The sequence below is a fragment of the Sorangium sp. So ce117 genome, assembly GCF_051524395.1.
GTDB lineage: Bacteria > Myxococcota_A > Polyangia > Polyangiales > Polyangiaceae > Sorangium > Sorangium cellulosum_B.
Genome location: NZ_CP150309.1, coordinates 379,751 through 394,331 on the forward strand (window position 1 = coordinate 379,751; position 14,581 = coordinate 394,331).

A 14,581-nucleotide genomic window follows, 5' to 3' on the forward strand; every position below is an offset into this window, starting at 1 on the left:
GCCGGGCGCGCTCCGGAAGCCGGCCGCGGGCGCGCCCCGGTCGCCGTTCGGGACCTTCGAGGAGCCGGGGAGCGACGACGGGGAGCGCAACGCCGTCAAGTGTGCATGCCGGGGAGCTTGACGCCGCCGGTCACCTTGGTGATCTCGGTCTCGACGAGCTTGTCGGCCGCCTCGAGCGCCGAGTTCGATGCGGCCACGATGGCGTCGAGCGCCATCTCCAGGCCCTCGCTGGCGAGGAAGGCGGGGTCGACCTCGATCCGGCGCACCTTGCCCTCGCAGGAGACCACGACGGTGACCTTGTCGCCGGCGGCGGTCGCGCTCACCTCGCGGTCCTTCAGCTCGTCCTTCACCTGGTCGATCTTGCGCTGCACGCGCGCCGCCTGGCGAACCAGCTCGTTCATTCCGCCGCGAAATTGCATATTCAGATCGGCGTCTATGCCGTGAACCGCGCCGCGCCGCAACCGTGAAGGGGAGGGGGAGGGACGCGGGACGCGCGGCCCGCCGACGCAGCGCGCGGCCGTTCGACGCAGCGCGCGGCACCACGGGCGTCGCCCTTCGGGGCCGCCCGCCGCGAGCGGGCTCCTCCGTCTCTTCAGGGGGGCTCGTGGCGCGCTTTCCAGGGCTCCTTGGCGCGTGCGGCGGCGCGGTTCCGGCCGGTTCCGGCCCTGGTGCGGGGCGGGGTGCATTTTGTTCGGCAATTCTGGCAAACTCTCCGGAATGCAGCGCGACTTCCGTACCGGCCACAGCCGCGGCGACGCGCCCGCGAGAAGGTGCTAGTCGAGCAGCGTATGAGCTACGTCGTCCTCGCGCGGAAATGGCGCCCGCAGTCCTTCGAGGATCTCGTCGGACAGGAGCACGTCTCCACGACGCTCGCCAACGCCATCGCGCGGGATCGCGTCGCCCACGCGTTCCTCTTCACGGGCGTCCGCGGGGTCGGCAAGACGACGAGCGCCCGCATCCTCGCGAAGGCGCTGAACTGCGTCCACGGGCCGACGGCGACGCCCTGCCAGACGTGCGCGCCGTGCGCCGAGATCACGGTCGGCGCGGACGTCGACGTCCAGGAGATCGACGGCGCGAGCTACAACGGCGTCGACGAGGTGCGCAAGCTCCAGGAGAGCCTGCCGTACCGGCCGGCGCGCGACCGGTTCAAGATCTTCATCGTGGACGAGGTCCACATGCTCTCGAACGCGGCGTGGAACGCGTTCTTGAAGACGCTCGAGGAGCCGCCGCCGCACGTGAAGTTCATCTTCGCGACGACGGAGGTGCACAAGGTCCCGGTCACGATCCTGAGCCGGTGCCAGCGCTACGACTTCAAGCTCATCGGGGCGCAGGCGATCGCGGCGCGGCTCCGCTGGGTGCTCGATCAGGAGAAGATCCCCGCCGACGACCCGGCGCTCAGCGCGCTCGCGCGGGAGGCGGCGGGGAGCATGCGCGACGCGATGAGCCTGCTCGACCAGGTGATCGCGTGGGTGGGGACGAGCGGCGATCGCATCACGGCCGAGGGGGTGGCGAAGGTGCTCGGCGTCGCCGACCGCGTCGTGCTGCACCGGCTCGCGGGCGCGCTCGTGGACGGCGACCCTGCGGCGTGCGTGCGCATCGTCGGCGAGCTCGCGCAGGAGGGGTACGATCTGCCCCACGTGGCCCGCGATTTCCTCGCGCACCTGCGCGATCTCGTGGTGGCCAAGGTCTGCGAGGACCCGGCGCCGCTCCTGGATCTCGCGGACGAGGAGGTCGCCGACACGCGCGCGCTCGCGGCGCGGGCGGACGCGGACGATCTCACGCGGCTGCACCAGGGTTTCTCGCGCGCGTTCGACGACATCGCCCGGAGCGGCCAGCCGCGCGCCTCGTTCGAGATGGCGCTCGTCCGGCTCGCCCGGAGGCCGCCGCTCCTGCCGATCGACGAGCTGTTGCGCCGCCTTGGCGATCTCGAGCGGCGCCTGAACGGCGGAGGCGGCGGCGGGGGTGGCGGCGGCGGCGCGCCGGAGCGCGGGCCGCAGCGGCCCGGCGCGCCGTCCGGCGGGGCGGCTGCGCCCCGGCGCGGGGCGGCCTCGGCCGAGGCTGCGCCGGAGGACGCGCGCGCGTCCAGCGCGGCGGCGGTCGGCGCGGCGAGAGCGAACGACGCGCCGGCGTTGAATGGCGCGGCGGCGGCGAACGGCGTGGCGAGAGCGAATGGCGCGGCCGCCACCGTCGCACCGGCGAACGGCGTCGCCTTCGCGAGCGCCGCAGCGGGCGCGGGCGCGGCGGGGAGACCGACGGGCGCGGCGAATGGCGTGGCGGCGGCGAACGGCGTGGCGGCGGCGAACGGCGTGGCGAGGGCGAACGGTGCGGCGGCTGCCTATGGCGCGCCGGGCGGGGGCGCGCGAGCGCATGGCGGCATGGCGGCGAGCGGCGCTGTCGCGGCGAGCGGCGCGTCGGCTGCCAACGTCGTCCCCTTCGTGAACGGCGCGCCGGGCGTACACGGCGCGGCGACCAGCTTAGCGAGCGGCGGCGCCGCGCCGGCCTTCGCGAAGGCGCCGCCGTACGCGAGCGGCGCAGCCGCGCCCGCGTTCCGCGCCGACAGCGCTCCGCCACCCTCGCCGCGCGGCGCGCTGTACTCCGTTCCGCAGAGCGCGCCGCCGTTCGTGGCGCCCAGCTTTACGCCGAGGTCGAGCGCGCCGCCCTCCGCGCAGACCCCGGCGCCGGCGTCGAGCGCACCGCCCTCGGCGCAGGGCCCAGCGCCAGCGTCGAGCGCGCCGCCGCCGCCAGCGATGAGCGCCGAGGACCTCGCCACCTGGCGCGCGGTGATCGCCGCGGTCCGGGTGCAGCGGCCAGCGCTCGCCTCCGTCCTCGAGCACGCGGCGGTGCTGGAGCTCACGCCGACCCGCGTCGCGCTCGGCTACGAGGCGAACTCGTTCCTGTCCGGCCAGGCCACCGAGCCGGTGTCCCGTGACCTGCTCGCCCGCGTCCTCGGCGCCCACTTCGGCGCCCCCGCCGAGCTGGTCTTCGAGACGATCACCCGCGGCAGCGCCGGCCCGTCGCTCGCCCAGGTCGAGACCGCCGAGCGCAAGGCCCGCATCGAGGCCGCCAAGCGCGCCGTGGCCGACCACCCGCTCGTCACGGCCGCGATCGAGCTGCTCGGCGCCGAGCTCAAGGACGTGCGGCTCGCTCAGGACTTCGCGGAGGGGTGAGGGCCCCGCGCCGCCGCGCCATGCGCCCAGGCGCGCCGAGCATGGCCGTGGGCTGACGGCGGGGCGGCCTCAGCCTCGGTTTCGCAGCCAGCTGCGGAACGCCTTGACCGCCTCGTGTTGATCCGGCCAGCGCACGAAGCGCGCGAGCGCGACGAGATCCAGATCCGGAATGAGCTCGCTGGCCGCGATGGGCTCGTACTGCTCGCCTCGCAACGCATGAATGTGGAACGCATCGCGCTCCCAGAACCAGACTTCGCGGACGCCGAGCCCGCTGTACACAGGCAGCTTGTCGAGCCCGCCGCTCGTCAACACCACCTCGATCGCGATATCTGGGAATTCCCTTAGCGTGCCGCCAACGCAGTAGCACTCGTCGGGCTCGAGGCCGCGTGACTTGGCCTCGCGCCGGAACGTGGTCGAGCCGTAGCCGTAGAGAGGCACGTCCCGCTCCAGCGCGAAGAGCTCGATGAGGCGGGCGATGGTCGTCTTCGCCACTTCGTGATCGGTCGACGGGCTCATCAGCTCCAGCGTTCCCTCGCAGAAGGTCATCCGCAGGCCGGGGGTGTCGAGCTCGTCCCGCAGCCTCACGTAGGTCTGCCAGGGAACGCCGTGGAGCACGAACCGCTGCTCCCCAGCAGGAGCGGTCGAGGACGGAAGCGGCATGTGCGCAGCGGCTACCATGGGCTCGCGCGGAGGATAGCACGCTCGATGAGCCGCGCGCGGCTCGCCAGGAACTCCGCCCGCTCCTCCACCGTGCCGGGGCCGACGTCGATCACCTCGAAGCCCGCAGCGCGGTAGAGCGCGCCGAGCCGCTGGTTGATCCGCTCCGCCTCGGCCGCGCGCGCCTCTCTGCTCTTGCCCCAGCGCGGCTCCTGGATCTCTGGCATCACGGCGAACAGGAACACGAGCGCATAACGCTCGAAGGCGGGCTCGCCTTCCGGCCAGGGGTACTCCGCCTCTCCGCTCGTGCGCAGGTAGTACTCGACCGGATCGAGGTACCCGCGCTCCAGCCAGTCTCCATCGCGCGCGTCCGCCTCAATCTTCTTCTGGGTCTCCAGCACGAGCGCGGCGAACTCCCGCTTTCGGCACATCGGACAGAGGTGCTCCGGCGTGTCGATCGGGCGAAACGGCGCGTCCGGCGCGTGGCCGTGGGTGCGCGCGCCGAGCTCGTCGAGCACGCGCCGGTGCGCCTCGCCATGGATGCGGTAGCCCCGCGTGGACGCGAGGTGACGGAGCGTCGTGGTCTTGCCGCACGAATAGGCCCCTGTCGCCACGAAGAGAGGTTTGCTCATCACCAGCCCGCCTATCGACGCGCCCACCACACCGAGCCTGCGCCGCGCTCGATCGCCCGCCCGGCGCGGGACATGAAGTGAGCGACGGCCTCCATGACGCCCGCGTGATCCTCGTTGTGGTCATGGCCGGCCAGGACGGCGCCCGGCTTGAGCCTTGGCCACCAGGCTTCGAGATCGGCGAGCACGGCCGCGCGGTCGTGCGAGCCGTCGAGGAACACGAGATCCAGGCTGGTGTCGGCGAAGCGCGCCGCCGCGTCGGTGGACGCCATCCGGAGGACGTCTGGCTGGATCCCGAGCGCCGCCATGTTCGCGCTGAACGCGCCGGGCACGTCCTCCGCGGCGAGCATGGCGCGATACCTGTCGGCGTACTTGTCGCTCGAGCCTTCCCAGGTGTCGACGCAATGGAGCGCGACCCCGTTCCTCGCGGCGAGCCGCCCGACGTACGCCGTGGAGAGCCCTTTCCACGAGCCCACCTCGACCATCGCGCCGCCCCGGATGGGGCGCACAAGCGCGCGGTAGGCGAGGCCGTCCTCCTCGGAGAACCAGCCCTGGATGGGCGCGACACGGGTCACCGGGAACAGCGCGAGCAGCGCTGCTCGCTTCTGCGCCGGATCGCGGTACTCGTACTGCCTGTCGCACAGCTTGACGAAGCAGCGGGCGTCGTGCGCGATGAACAGGGGCCGCTCGATCACGGCGAATTTCTTGAGCGACGTGGACCGCTCGGGCTCCCGCTCCCCTCTCCGGATCTCGCCTTCGGTCGTCGCGAAGATCACGTCTTCGTGCCGGATCGGCCGCCCTTGATCCGGGCCGTCGGTCCAGGCCCTCTCTCCAGGGTATCCTGCGCGGTCGGTGCCGTGCTCGAGGAGGCGAGCCAGCTTGTCCGCCTCGCTCGCGCGGAACAGGAGGGGGTGAGGAGCGCCGCGCTCTTCGAGCTCGTCCAGGACCTCCTCGAGAAAGAGCAGATTCCGGCCGATATAAGGAAGGGGGAGGATGAGCGGTGTCATGACGTGGCGAGCGAGGCGCGCATCGAAGGAGGAGGGCCGAGGACGCCGTCCCAGGGTTGCCAGGTCGAGGCGAGCCTCGCATTGGGGTGGAAGATGAGCTCGTGGACGATGCCCGGGCCCGAGCGCTTCGTCTCTTCGAGCTGGGCGAGGTCGGCCTCCTCGAAGACGACATCCATGTCCTCGAAGCGGAACACCTCGACGTAGTAGTAATAACCCACGATCTGCCGCTCGAACGAGAACCGCGCGTCGGCGCTCAGGGCGTCGAGGAGCGGCTCGAGGCGGACGCGCGCGCGATCGCTGTATTTGACGACGTGGTTCTCGACCACCGCGGTCGGGTCGGTCTTCATCAGCTGCCGGAAGATCACGTTGTCCACGCCGAGCGACCGGGCGAAGCACAGGTAATCGACGATGGGCTCGACCGCGTCGATCTGCCCGTCGAGGAGCACGCAGGAGAGGCGCACCCGGGTGCCGCCCGCCGTCGCCGCCGTCACGACGCTGCGCAGCTCGTCGGCGCGGAGGCCGTCCTTCATCACCATCAGCCGTGCGTTCCTGTCGTGATCGGGGTGGGCGCGGCTGATGTTGAGGTGCTGGATACCGGTGTCGACGATCCAGTCGATCACCCGCTTTCCTTCGCGCTGCTGGAGCAGCCCCGAGCCGTTCGTTGTGAGCGTCCGCTTGCGGCCCCGGTGGGCCTGCCCGAGCGCGAGGATGCGGGGCAGCCGCGGATCGTGGCTCGGCTCGCCGCCGGTCACCGAGACCGTCGGATCGAGCGGCCGGAGCGCTTCCAGGGACGCCGCCATGGCATCGAAATAGCGCCCGTCGTCGTCCTCGACGGTCTTCTGCACCGACAGGCTGCGCCCGCGCGACGCGGGCCTGAGCTCCTCGACGCAGAAGTGGCATTTCGCGTTGCAGGGCTGACGGCTGTAGATGGAGAAATTCGCGTTGCGATAGACCTCGATTGGCCGACCCCACAGGTCGAAGCGCACCGTGTCGCCGGCGGTGCTGTTGCCCTTGAGATCGAAGGCGCGGCTCTTCAGGCGGCGCCATTCCTCGCGGAAGGGACGGGCGCTCACGGCAGCCTCCGCATCGCGTCGGAGCGCGCCACGAGGTCGGGGCCGAAGGCGCTGCCGTCCGGGTTGAGCATCGTGAAATGGGTCCCGACGAGGAAAGGCTCGTCCCAGTCCTCGCGCTTCTGCGCGAAGCCATAGCGTTGCAGGTGGAACACGTTGGCGAGCTCGAGGAGCCCCGCGTCGCGCACCGCCTCGACGACCCACGCGTCGCCGTCGGGCTCGGTCTTGCGCAGCCGGACGTTCAGGACGAGCTGGCGATCGCCGCCGAGCGCGGAGAGCCGCTCGCGCAGGGCGCGCGCGAGGGCGAGCAGGCCGCCGTCGTTCTCGAGGAGGTGGTGGTTCACCGAGAGCTTGATCGTGGCGGGCTCGCCGAGCTTCCGGAGCCACGCGTCGAGGCCGGCCGGATCGCGCGGGATCTCGACGCCGTTGGTCACCACGACGACGCGCGCGCAGCGGGGCTCGGCGCGGGCGAGGCGGACCATCTCGTCGAAGTGCGGGTGGATCGTGGGCTCGCCGCCTTCGAGCTGCACCTCGAAGGGGCCCTCGGCCGGGAAGCTCGCGACGTAGCGGTCGAGGGCGAGGAAGGTCTGCCCCCGGGGCGACGAGCAGGTGCAACACCACGGGCAGGAGCGGTTGCAGTGGTTCGAGGTGGCCACGTAGAGCCGGTGCGGCCGCTCCGCCGTGGGGCGGTCGAGCGGCAGCGTGCCCGTGAGCGTGGCGTTCTGGGGGCGCGTCGCGGTCGGCATGGAGCCTCCTGCGAGCAGGATACGGCGGCGGGGGGAGGGGATGAAGGAGATCCGGGGAGGCGGATCACGGCGATGGGGCCACCGCGCCGAGGCCGAAGTGGGAGGCGTAGCCGAGGGCGATGGGGCCGCGGACGGGCTCGGCGAAGGCGAGGCGCAGGCCGAGGCTCGTGGCGGCGGGAGGGCGTTGTTCGGGCTTGAGCACGCGCGCGTTGCGGAAGTGGCGCCAGCGCGTCGCGAGCCGCTCCTCCGGCAGGCGCTCCTTCTTCAGGCCCGGCAAGGCGGATCTCCCCCGGGTGACGGCGTTGCCACACATCCCAGAAGTCGCTCGCTGCGCTGTAGTCGCCCCCGTCGAGCTCGACCTCGATCCGCTCGGCCTGCGGCAGCCCGCGCGATGCAAGCTCGGCCTGGACCTGGCCTTCCAGCGAGTTCGCTCCCTGCCGCTTGAGGTGTCTTGGAGGCACGAAAGGCAGCATGCTCTTCCATACCTTCGCCGCCCTCACGTACGGCACTGCCTGTTCGAAATCCTCCCTCAGACCAGTCTCCACGAGGGTGACGGGCGTGCAGATGTCCTTCCTGAAGAGTTTTCGCACGCCCGAGAGCGCTTCCAGCGTTCTCTCATCGAGCTCCATCGCCGCATGTACGAGCACGTGGTCGATGTGACCGTCGCTGCCCAGGGAGGCTGGCAAGAGCCAAGCGTGCCTGTGACCCTTCAAGGGTACCCTGTGAGCGTCTTTGCCGGTCAGGCACGGCGAAGGTCCAGAACCGTCGCTGCGGTCCGATTTCCGAACGAGCGCCGCATGGAGCACCTCCATGCAGAGCAGGGCGTCCGCGGGGCGCGGCAGGCCTTCCCTTCGCGGGGAGTCGGAGGAAAGCGCGAGGAGCGCGGTGTCCCGCCGCTGGGCACGCCGGTGAGCACCCTTCACCGGTCTCGTCGACGCCTTCGCGAGCGCGTCACCTTCGCGCCAGTACGACAGCCAGCGGCTGCCCGGCGGCTGACTCCACCCGTCGCGCTGAAGCTCGTCGGAAGCCTTGAGGAGCGCTGCGAGGAGGTCCGCCGGATAGAGCGCCTCGAGCTCCGCTGCCTCCTTCGATGCGGAGCTGTTCTGTGGCGCCCTCGCACCCCGGGGCGCCGGCTCCTCCTGCTCCGCCCCGCCTCTCCCGCCCACGCGCTCCTTCCGGAACGCCGCATACTCCGCAGCGCTCAGCGGCGCGAGCAGCGCAATGCGTTCATATCCCGGGCCAGGAGCACACTCCGAGGCGCGGCACGGAGACAGGTGCTCCGGCAAGACCTCCGTGACCTCCGCGGCCAGGACTCGGCGCGGCCCAGGTAACTCAGCCGGTCCACGAGGGCCTCGAAGAGCGCTCGCTCCGCCGCCGTTGGTTCCACGTCCCAGGTGATCCCGAGGACCGCGTCTCCGCCGCGCCCCACGAACGCGAAGGCGTCGAGCTCCTTCGCGGCCACGTTCTTGTAGTGGGGCGTATCATGGCGCGTATGTCCCGTCGAAGTCGGTGGCAGGTGGTAAACGGGCGGCGACGCTGCGAGCCGTTCGATCAGCGTTTGGCCCTCGGGCGGGACCGCGGTCCAGCCGAGCCGGGCGAAGCCGGTGGCGAGGAACGTACGGCAGAGCCGCCATGGGCTCGGCGGCCACTCGACGTCCCCCTCGTCGACATGCCGGCCCCAGGCGGTGGCATGGTACGAGCCGGACAAGAATCGAATCGCTAGCCGCAGCATCAGGAAGAGAAGGTGACGGTGGTCGGAGCGCCGGAGCCTGCGAACAGGTCCTTGCACGTCGCGATCGTAGAAGGCAGCTCCGCTCGCAGCGCGGCCACGGACGGCATCGTGAACCCTGCCGAGCGTTCGACGCGCAGCGGCGACGCCGGCACGAGGTCGCACGCGGCGTGCTGGTGCAGGTCGCCCTCCAACAGCGCCGCGATGTTGAAGAGGGCGAGCAGCACGAGCATCCGTTTGGCCGCGACGCCGAGGTCGTAGACGCGGATCTGGTGCAGATCGAGGCTGAAGAAGGCGAACCGGGCAGCGTAGGGCGGCGGAGGCATCACGTGGGGACGTTCCAGGTGCCGGGCGCGCGGGAGGCGCTTCCTGTAGGCCAGGGCAGCTTCGCAGAAGAGCCAGGGCAGGGGAAGTGCGAGATCGATGCGGACGATGGCTCATCCACGCTGTCTTGAGCGTTCGAGCGCTGGGTGCAGGATGGGCATCGTCCGGAGGTCTTGCGGACGAGCGGCTCCCTTTTTGACCTCGATCAAGCCCTCGAGGGAGAGAATACGGATCGTGTGCCGCGGCGTGTCCAGCGTGACCGTCCGGTCGAGGAGCGCCTCATAGGCTGTCTCGTCATCCGCTGGACCTTTGGACCTTTCGTGAGATGTGCCGGGTGCGCCGACAGGGGAGCTCGGTGAGCGTGCTGTAGGCGGAGGACTGCGCTCAGGAGCGCCTCGGGTTTGGGGGAAAGGGCCTCGTCGGTTGTGAGGACGGGGCCCTGGCGCGGAAGGTGGGTCTCCAGGGGCAGCGGCCCACGTCAGTGGAGAGGCAGGCGCGCTGTCTTGTTCGTCAGAGGAGTGTTCCGGGAGGGGCGGAAATCGGTGAGCGAGGTGGAGGAGTCTGGCGAGTTGGGACCGATGTGGCGCCGCGGCGACGGTGCAGGAGGCGCGGAGGCAGCGGCAGGGGTAGGAGCGGGGAGAAAGAGAGGCGAGGCGGACGAACGGAACGGAAGGCTGGGCGAGGGGAGGTAGAGGGTGTGGTAGAAGGAGGACGGAGGACCGGCTGCGAGCGGTGGAGTGACGCGGAAAAGACGGGAGCGCTCGCAAGGCTGGCAGGTGTTTGAAAAACGAAGGATTTGGCTATGGCCGGGGGTGCGCGGAGCAGCCCCCGGCGGCCGGAGCGAGGGGTGGGAGGGAAACCTCTCGCAAACCGGGTTGCAAGTGCGCGAAATGTTTCGTAGCCCGTGAGGGCTCTCTCCGTCGTCGAGGGGCGGCGGCCCCATTGAAGCCTCGCGCCGGCCGCTCGCAGAAGCTCCGCACGTCGCTCTCTCCGCCGCTGAAAGGCGGCGGCCCCATTGAAGCTCCAGCGCAGTCGTTCCGGGTAAGCTCCCCTGCATCCTCTCCGCCGCTGAAAGGCGGCGGCCCCATTGAAGCCTCCCCCTCCGCCCGCCGCGGCCCGCGACGCGACGAACACCGACACCATGCGAGCGGCGCCCTCGTTCTTGGGCCTTTTCGTACCCCGCGCATCCCCGAGCGCCAGCCCGCGTTGGTGGCCCGCGCGGTTCTGCTTTTCGTGATCCGGCCGGCTCATCCTAGCCTCCTCGCCTCGTTGGCGTCCCCACGCCCAAGGGCTACTGCTTCGTAATCGTTCACGGAACGACTCGATAAATGCAACAATTCGCGTGCTTGCAAGACTGAGCGAGCATATGAAGACAACCGTTGCTGCCACTCGCAAGTGCCCGAGGTTGGTCAGGAATGCGATCCGCCCGTGAACGGTTACACTGCTTCTTCCTGACCAACGCGCCCCGCAAGGCGCACGGCCCGCATCAGGTAGGTGATCTCTAATGCGTCCGCTGGGAGAGCGAAGCTGCAGTTCTCGATGCCGGGCACCGGATGGGCGACCGTCGTCGCGCCGTGAGATTGCCATAGGCTGCCCGATCGTCGATTCCGACTGCCGTCGTTTCAGTTGACAACGCCGTAGCCTTCGGCGTTACCATCCTCCGGCATGAAGCCGCTCACATCTTGGCCGGTCCTGGCCGGGCTCGTCGTCATCGCTCTCGGCTGCAGCGGCGGCAGCGCGGGCGCCGGCGGAGCGGGCGAAGCGGGCGCCGGCGGAGCGGGCGAAGCGGGCGCCGGCGGCGGCGCAGGCGGAACGAGCGACGGCGGCGGCACGGACGGCGCTGCCGCGGGCACCGGCGGAACGACCTCTGCGGCCGGCACCGGTGGATCGCTCGCGGGAACGGGCGGTGGCGGGGATGGCGGCGGCGCGGCGGCCGGCGGTAGCGGCGGCGACTCGGGCGCGCAGGGTGGCGCCGGCGGCAGCGCGGGCTCGACCTATCGGCCCTGCCCGACCGACGGTACGGCGTGCAAGATCATGCCGTTCGGCGACTCTATCACCGACGGATACAACGGGGACACGCCGGGCGGCTATCGCGTCGAGCTGTTCCGGCTCGCGCACGCGGCGGGCAAGAACATCACGTTCGTCGGTTCGGGATCGAACGGACCGAACACCGTTGGCGGCGTGGCGTTCCCGCACAACCACGAGGGCCACAGCGGCTGGACGATCGCCCCCGCCGGCGGAAGGAGCGGCATCTCGACGCTGGTGTCGACCGTCATGCCGCAATACAAGCCCGACATCGTGCTCTTGATGATTGGAACCAACGACGCAATCGACAATTACGACATGCCCAACGCCCCCAAACGTCTGGGCGCGTTGATTGACAGCATCTACGCGCAGCTCCCCAATGTTCTCATCGTGGTGGCCGCGCCCGTCCCGTCGCGCGGCGACGCGAGCAAGGGCGACGACACCGCGCTCAGCGCGCGCATCAAGACCTACGACGACGCCATTCCGGCGGTGGTGAAGGCCCGCGCGGACGCAGGCCGACACATCATCTCCGTCGACATGTACACGCCCTTCAATCCGAACAAGACCACGTTACTCGAAGATCAGTGGCACCCCAACCTCCAGGGCTACGTGCTGCTGGGCGAGCAGTGGTATGCGGCGTTGCAGCCTCTGCTCTGACGGCGCGGTCGCTCAAGGGAGGCGCGCGGAGCCCGACGCCCGGCGCGGCGGGTGCAGGCTCGACCAGGGGGTAGGTAATCTCAGCCTTGATTTCGCGCCCACGGGGCACGAGTGAGCCGACGGCGACGCGCGCCCCGGCCCCCGCGCGTCTACTGCGTCCAGCACCAAGGACGTGCCCTCCTCCGGCCCCCTCGATGGCACGGATGAATTTTGTCGCGCCCCGGCGCACCCGACGTCCTGCAGCCCGACGCGGCAATGGGCGCAGGAGCTTACGGGATGCGAACGCTTCAATCGTATCGAGGCTCGCGGGAAAGCGAGCCTGGCAGCAGGAGCAGCCTTGGCTTCCGGGGCGCGGCGGCGGGGGCCGGGGGCTTGCCCCTGCCCGTGTGGCCAGCGGCGATCGCCCTCTTCACCGCGGCCCTGGCCGGCTGCGCGCAAGGCGACGACCTGGGAAGGGGGCCGGCTGGCCTCTGGCTCGATCCGCCCCTCCTCGAACCGGCGGGCGAGGAGCCGACCGCCGACGCCGCGAACTCCACGATGCCCGAGCCCAGGGTCGACCACGACGCCGTCGTGCTCCACAGCGGCAAGGTCCTCGTCTTCGGTGGCGCGACGCGGATCCTCGTGGAGCCCGAGCCTCTCAGGTTGTTCGACGACACGCTCCTGACCAGCACGGCGCTGTACGATCCGGCGACAGGGACATGGGCTCCGGCCGCGCCGAGGGCGACCACCGGTTCCGTGCCGACCTCCCGCGTCATGGTCCTCCAGGACGGCCGGGTGCTCGTCGCGTCAGGGGTCTCGTTCGAGCTCTACGATCCCGCGCTCGATGTGTGGACCGCCACGGCCCGGATGCCCACCGCTCGCGCCGCTTCGACATGCGGCACGGCCATGCTGGCCGACGGCCGTGTGCTCGTCGCCGGCGGGAGGGTCCTGGAGGGACCCTCTCCGAGCCGCGGAGTCGCCGAGATCTACGACCCTGCCACCAACAGATGGTCGGCGACAACGCCCATGCTGACCGGGATGAACGCGGTTCGCGACGCGATCTCGCTGAAGGACGGCAGGGTCCTCGTCAGCGATGGTGTCTCCCGCGCCGAGCTGTTCGATCCGGCCTCGGCGACATGGACCCTGGGGCCGCCTCTCCGCTTCAAGGACATCGTGCCGCTGTCGGACGGCAAGGTGCTCATGATCCTGCGCCACGATGGCCCCGACGCCTTGTCCAGCGTCTATGACCCGGTCACGGACACCCAGACCGCGATGCCGCCGTTCGCCTTGCCGGCCGCGAGCGGGATCGTGTCGCCGGCGCTCACGGCGCTGCGGGACGGCCGCGCATTGTTCACGGGCGGCTACACGCGCGAGACCAGCTCCGAGGCGTGTACCGGTACTTCTGATCCGTGGGACTGCCCTGTTTACTACAAGTTCTCTGGCGCCGTGTGGATGTTCGATCCGGTCGCCCAGCGCTGGAGCCCGGCCGCGCCGATGAGGCTCCCCCGGGCTGGCCACACGGCCACGCAGCTCCTCGACGGCGCGGTGTTGATGGCCGGCGGCGACGTCGTCGACATCGTCGTCATCCCCGGGCTCGTCTCGACGACCAACGCGGAGCTCTACGCGCTTTCCACGTCTCCGCTCGGCGCGCCTTGCCACGATGGCGCCTCCTGCGACGGCGGCTTCTGCGCGGATGGGGTCTGCTGCGATGCCGCCTGCGACGCCGGCCCCTGCGATGCTTGCGTGGTGGCCGCCGGCGCCTCCGAGGACGGCCGCTGTGCGCCGCTCACGGGCACCGCCTGCGACGATGGGGATGCGTGCACCGATGGCGACACCTGCCAGGCGGGCGCGTGCGCAGCAGGCGCCGTCGACATTTGCGGCAGCGGAGGCGAAGGAGGCAGCGCGGGCGCCGGTGGCAGCAGCATTGGTGAAGGAGGGAGCGCTGGCGTTGGTGGCAGCGGCGTTGGTGAAGGAGGCAGCGCGGGCGCCGGTGGCCGTGGCACCGGTGGAAGCACTGGTGAAGGAGGCAGCAGCAGCGACGGCGCTGGCAGCACCTCGCAGTCGTCCGGCGGCGATCCAGAGCCAGGCTCAGGCGGCGATGGAGACCACGCTGGAAGCGGCGGCGCTGGCGCCGGCGCTCCGGACGGCGGCGGCGACACGTCGATGAGCTGCCGAGTCGCGAGCCCTGGCCAGGCCCCCCCGCGGTGGCTCGGAGCGCTCTCACTCCTTGGCGTGCTGGGGCTGCGCCGGCGGCGATCCGGAGGCAGGTGATGGGATGACGCAGGAGATGCGATGGGCCCGAAGGGCACCTCGACATCGCGGCCGCTGGACCGGCCGCGATGCTCTCCTGCGGCTTGGCTTCCCCGTGGAGCTGCAATCGGGTTGAAACCGCATGCAAACAGCAAGAAGATGAACCGCCAACCTTGCGTCCTTGCGGTTTCTCTTCCCTTCTGTTGATTCCTCGGGACTCCAACGTGATCGGTGCGCTAGGCACCGCCACCGGGCCGACGAAGGAGATCGGACAGGGGATTCGCAACCCCCTGTGTCCCCTCGGCCAGGAGTACAACCATCGCTGCTCGGTCCAGGTCGGC

Annotated in this window: 12 protein-coding genes; 3 read left to right on the forward strand and 9 right to left on the reverse strand. The window is 70.7% G+C overall.

Translation table 11 applies throughout. From position 1 onward, the window contains the following. Positions 1 to 95: 95 nt before the first annotated feature. Positions 96 to 419 carry a YbaB/EbfC family nucleoid-associated protein gene (locus WMF46_RS01505; protein ID WP_437983957.1) on the reverse strand — a complete coding sequence of 108 codons (324 nt, stop codon included), beginning with the start codon at positions 417 to 419 and terminating at the stop codon, positions 96 to 98. A 369-nt stretch (positions 420 to 788) separates the two neighbouring features. On the opposite strand from WMF46_RS01505, the gene dnaX reads away from it, so the two are divergent. Continuing rightward, the gene (dnaX, locus tag WMF46_RS01510; protein WP_437983958.1) at positions 789 to 3,167 is read left to right on the forward strand and encodes a DNA polymerase III subunit gamma/tau; all 2,379 of its coding nucleotides are present in this window, start codon (positions 789 to 791) and stop codon (positions 3,165 to 3,167) included. Between the two features lie 69 nt (positions 3,168 to 3,236). On the opposite strand, the gene WMF46_RS01515 is transcribed toward dnaX, so the two are convergent. From WMF46_RS01515 to WMF46_RS01550, 8 genes are all read right to left on the reverse strand, one after another. After that, the gene (locus tag WMF46_RS01515) at positions 3,237 to 3,845 is read right to left on the reverse strand and encodes a Uma2 family endonuclease (RefSeq protein ID WP_437983959.1); all 609 of its coding nucleotides are present in this window, start codon (positions 3,843 to 3,845) and stop codon (positions 3,237 to 3,239) included. Then, the gene (locus WMF46_RS01520; RefSeq protein ID WP_437983960.1) at positions 3,839 to 4,456 is read right to left on the reverse strand and encodes an AAA family ATPase; all 618 of its coding nucleotides are present in this window, start codon (positions 4,454 to 4,456) and stop codon (positions 3,839 to 3,841) included. The genes WMF46_RS01515 and WMF46_RS01520 overlap by 7 nt, the downstream gene beginning before the upstream one ends. A gap of 11 nt (positions 4,457 to 4,467) precedes the next feature. Continuing rightward, on the reverse strand, positions 4,468 to 5,460 hold the full coding sequence (locus WMF46_RS01525; protein WP_437983961.1) for a class I SAM-dependent methyltransferase: 993 nt from the start codon (positions 5,458 to 5,460) through the stop codon (positions 4,468 to 4,470). Further along, positions 5,457 to 6,533, reverse strand: coding sequence for a radical SAM protein (locus WMF46_RS01530; protein WP_437983962.1), 1,077 nt, complete (start codon positions 6,531 to 6,533; stop codon positions 5,457 to 5,459). Before WMF46_RS01530 ends, WMF46_RS01525 begins: the two co-directional genes overlap by 4 nt. After that, positions 6,530 to 7,276, reverse strand: a complete 747-nt coding sequence (locus WMF46_RS01535; RefSeq protein ID WP_437983963.1) for a radical SAM protein — start codon at positions 7,274 to 7,276, stop codon at positions 6,530 to 6,532. The genes WMF46_RS01530 and WMF46_RS01535 overlap by 4 nt, the downstream gene beginning before the upstream one ends. Positions 7,277 to 7,340: 64 nt before the next feature. Beyond that, positions 7,341 to 7,553 (reverse strand): hypothetical protein, encoded by a 213-nt coding sequence (locus tag WMF46_RS01540; protein ID WP_437983964.1) that lies wholly within the window; start codon positions 7,551 to 7,553, stop codon positions 7,341 to 7,343. A 924-nt stretch (positions 7,554 to 8,477) separates the two neighbouring features. Then, positions 8,478 to 9,008, reverse strand: coding sequence for a type I-G CRISPR-associated protein Csb2 (gene csb2, locus WMF46_RS01545; RefSeq protein ID WP_437987840.1), 531 nt, complete (start codon positions 9,006 to 9,008; stop codon positions 8,478 to 8,480). Then, positions 9,008 to 9,331, reverse strand: a complete 324-nt coding sequence (locus WMF46_RS01550; protein ID WP_437983965.1) for a hypothetical protein — start codon at positions 9,329 to 9,331, stop codon at positions 9,008 to 9,010. The genes csb2 and WMF46_RS01550 overlap by 1 nt, the downstream gene beginning before the upstream one ends. A gap of 1,663 nt (positions 9,332 to 10,994) precedes the next feature. On the opposite strand from WMF46_RS01550, the gene WMF46_RS01555 reads away from it, so the two are divergent. Both WMF46_RS01555 and WMF46_RS01560 read left to right on the forward strand, forming a co-directional pair. Beyond that, a complete protein-coding gene (locus WMF46_RS01555) occupies positions 10,995 to 12,011 on the forward strand; it encodes an SGNH/GDSL hydrolase family protein (RefSeq protein ID WP_437983966.1) in 1,017 nt (338 codons plus the stop codon). A gap of 276 nt (positions 12,012 to 12,287) precedes the next feature. Next, on the forward strand, positions 12,288 to 14,261 hold the full coding sequence (locus WMF46_RS01560; RefSeq protein WP_437983967.1) for a Kelch repeat-containing protein: 1,974 nt from the start codon (positions 12,288 to 12,290) through the stop codon (positions 14,259 to 14,261). Positions 14,262 to 14,581 lie beyond the last annotated feature (320 nt).

What these genes read in the sequence shown, in the direction of transcription:
- WMF46_RS01550 (WP_437983965.1), bottom strand. Translation starts at nt 9,331, where the DNA reads ATGCCTCCGCCGCCCTACGCTGCCCGGTTCGCCTTCTTCAGCCTCGAT.
- WMF46_RS01520 (WP_437983960.1), bottom strand. Translation starts at nt 4,456, where the DNA reads ATGAGCAAACCTCTCTTCGTGGCGACAGGGGCCTATTCGTGCGGCAAG.
- WMF46_RS01505 (WP_437983957.1), bottom strand. Translation starts at nt 419, where the DNA reads ATGCAATTTCGCGGCGGAATGAACGAGCTGGTTCGCCAGGCGGCGCGC.
- WMF46_RS01535 (WP_437983963.1), bottom strand. Translation starts at nt 7,276, where the DNA reads ATGCCGACCGCGACGCGCCCCCAGAACGCCACGCTCACGGGCACGCTG.
- WMF46_RS01555 (WP_437983966.1), top strand. Translation starts at nt 10,995, where the DNA reads ATGAAGCCGCTCACATCTTGGCCGGTCCTGGCCGGGCTCGTCGTCATC.
- dnaX (WP_437983958.1), top strand. Translation starts at nt 789, where the DNA reads ATGAGCTACGTCGTCCTCGCGCGGAAATGGCGCCCGCAGTCCTTCGAG.
- WMF46_RS01560 (WP_437983967.1), top strand. Translation starts at nt 12,288, where the DNA reads ATGCGAACGCTTCAATCGTATCGAGGCTCGCGGGAAAGCGAGCCTGGC.
- WMF46_RS01525 (WP_437983961.1), bottom strand. Translation starts at nt 5,460, where the DNA reads ATGACACCGCTCATCCTCCCCCTTCCTTATATCGGCCGGAATCTGCTC.
- WMF46_RS01515 (WP_437983959.1), bottom strand. Translation starts at nt 3,845, where the DNA reads ATGGTAGCCGCTGCGCACATGCCGCTTCCGTCCTCGACCGCTCCTGCT.
- csb2 (WP_437987840.1), bottom strand. Translation starts at nt 9,008, where the DNA reads ATGCTGCGGCTAGCGATTCGATTCTTGTCCGGCTCGTACCATGCCACC.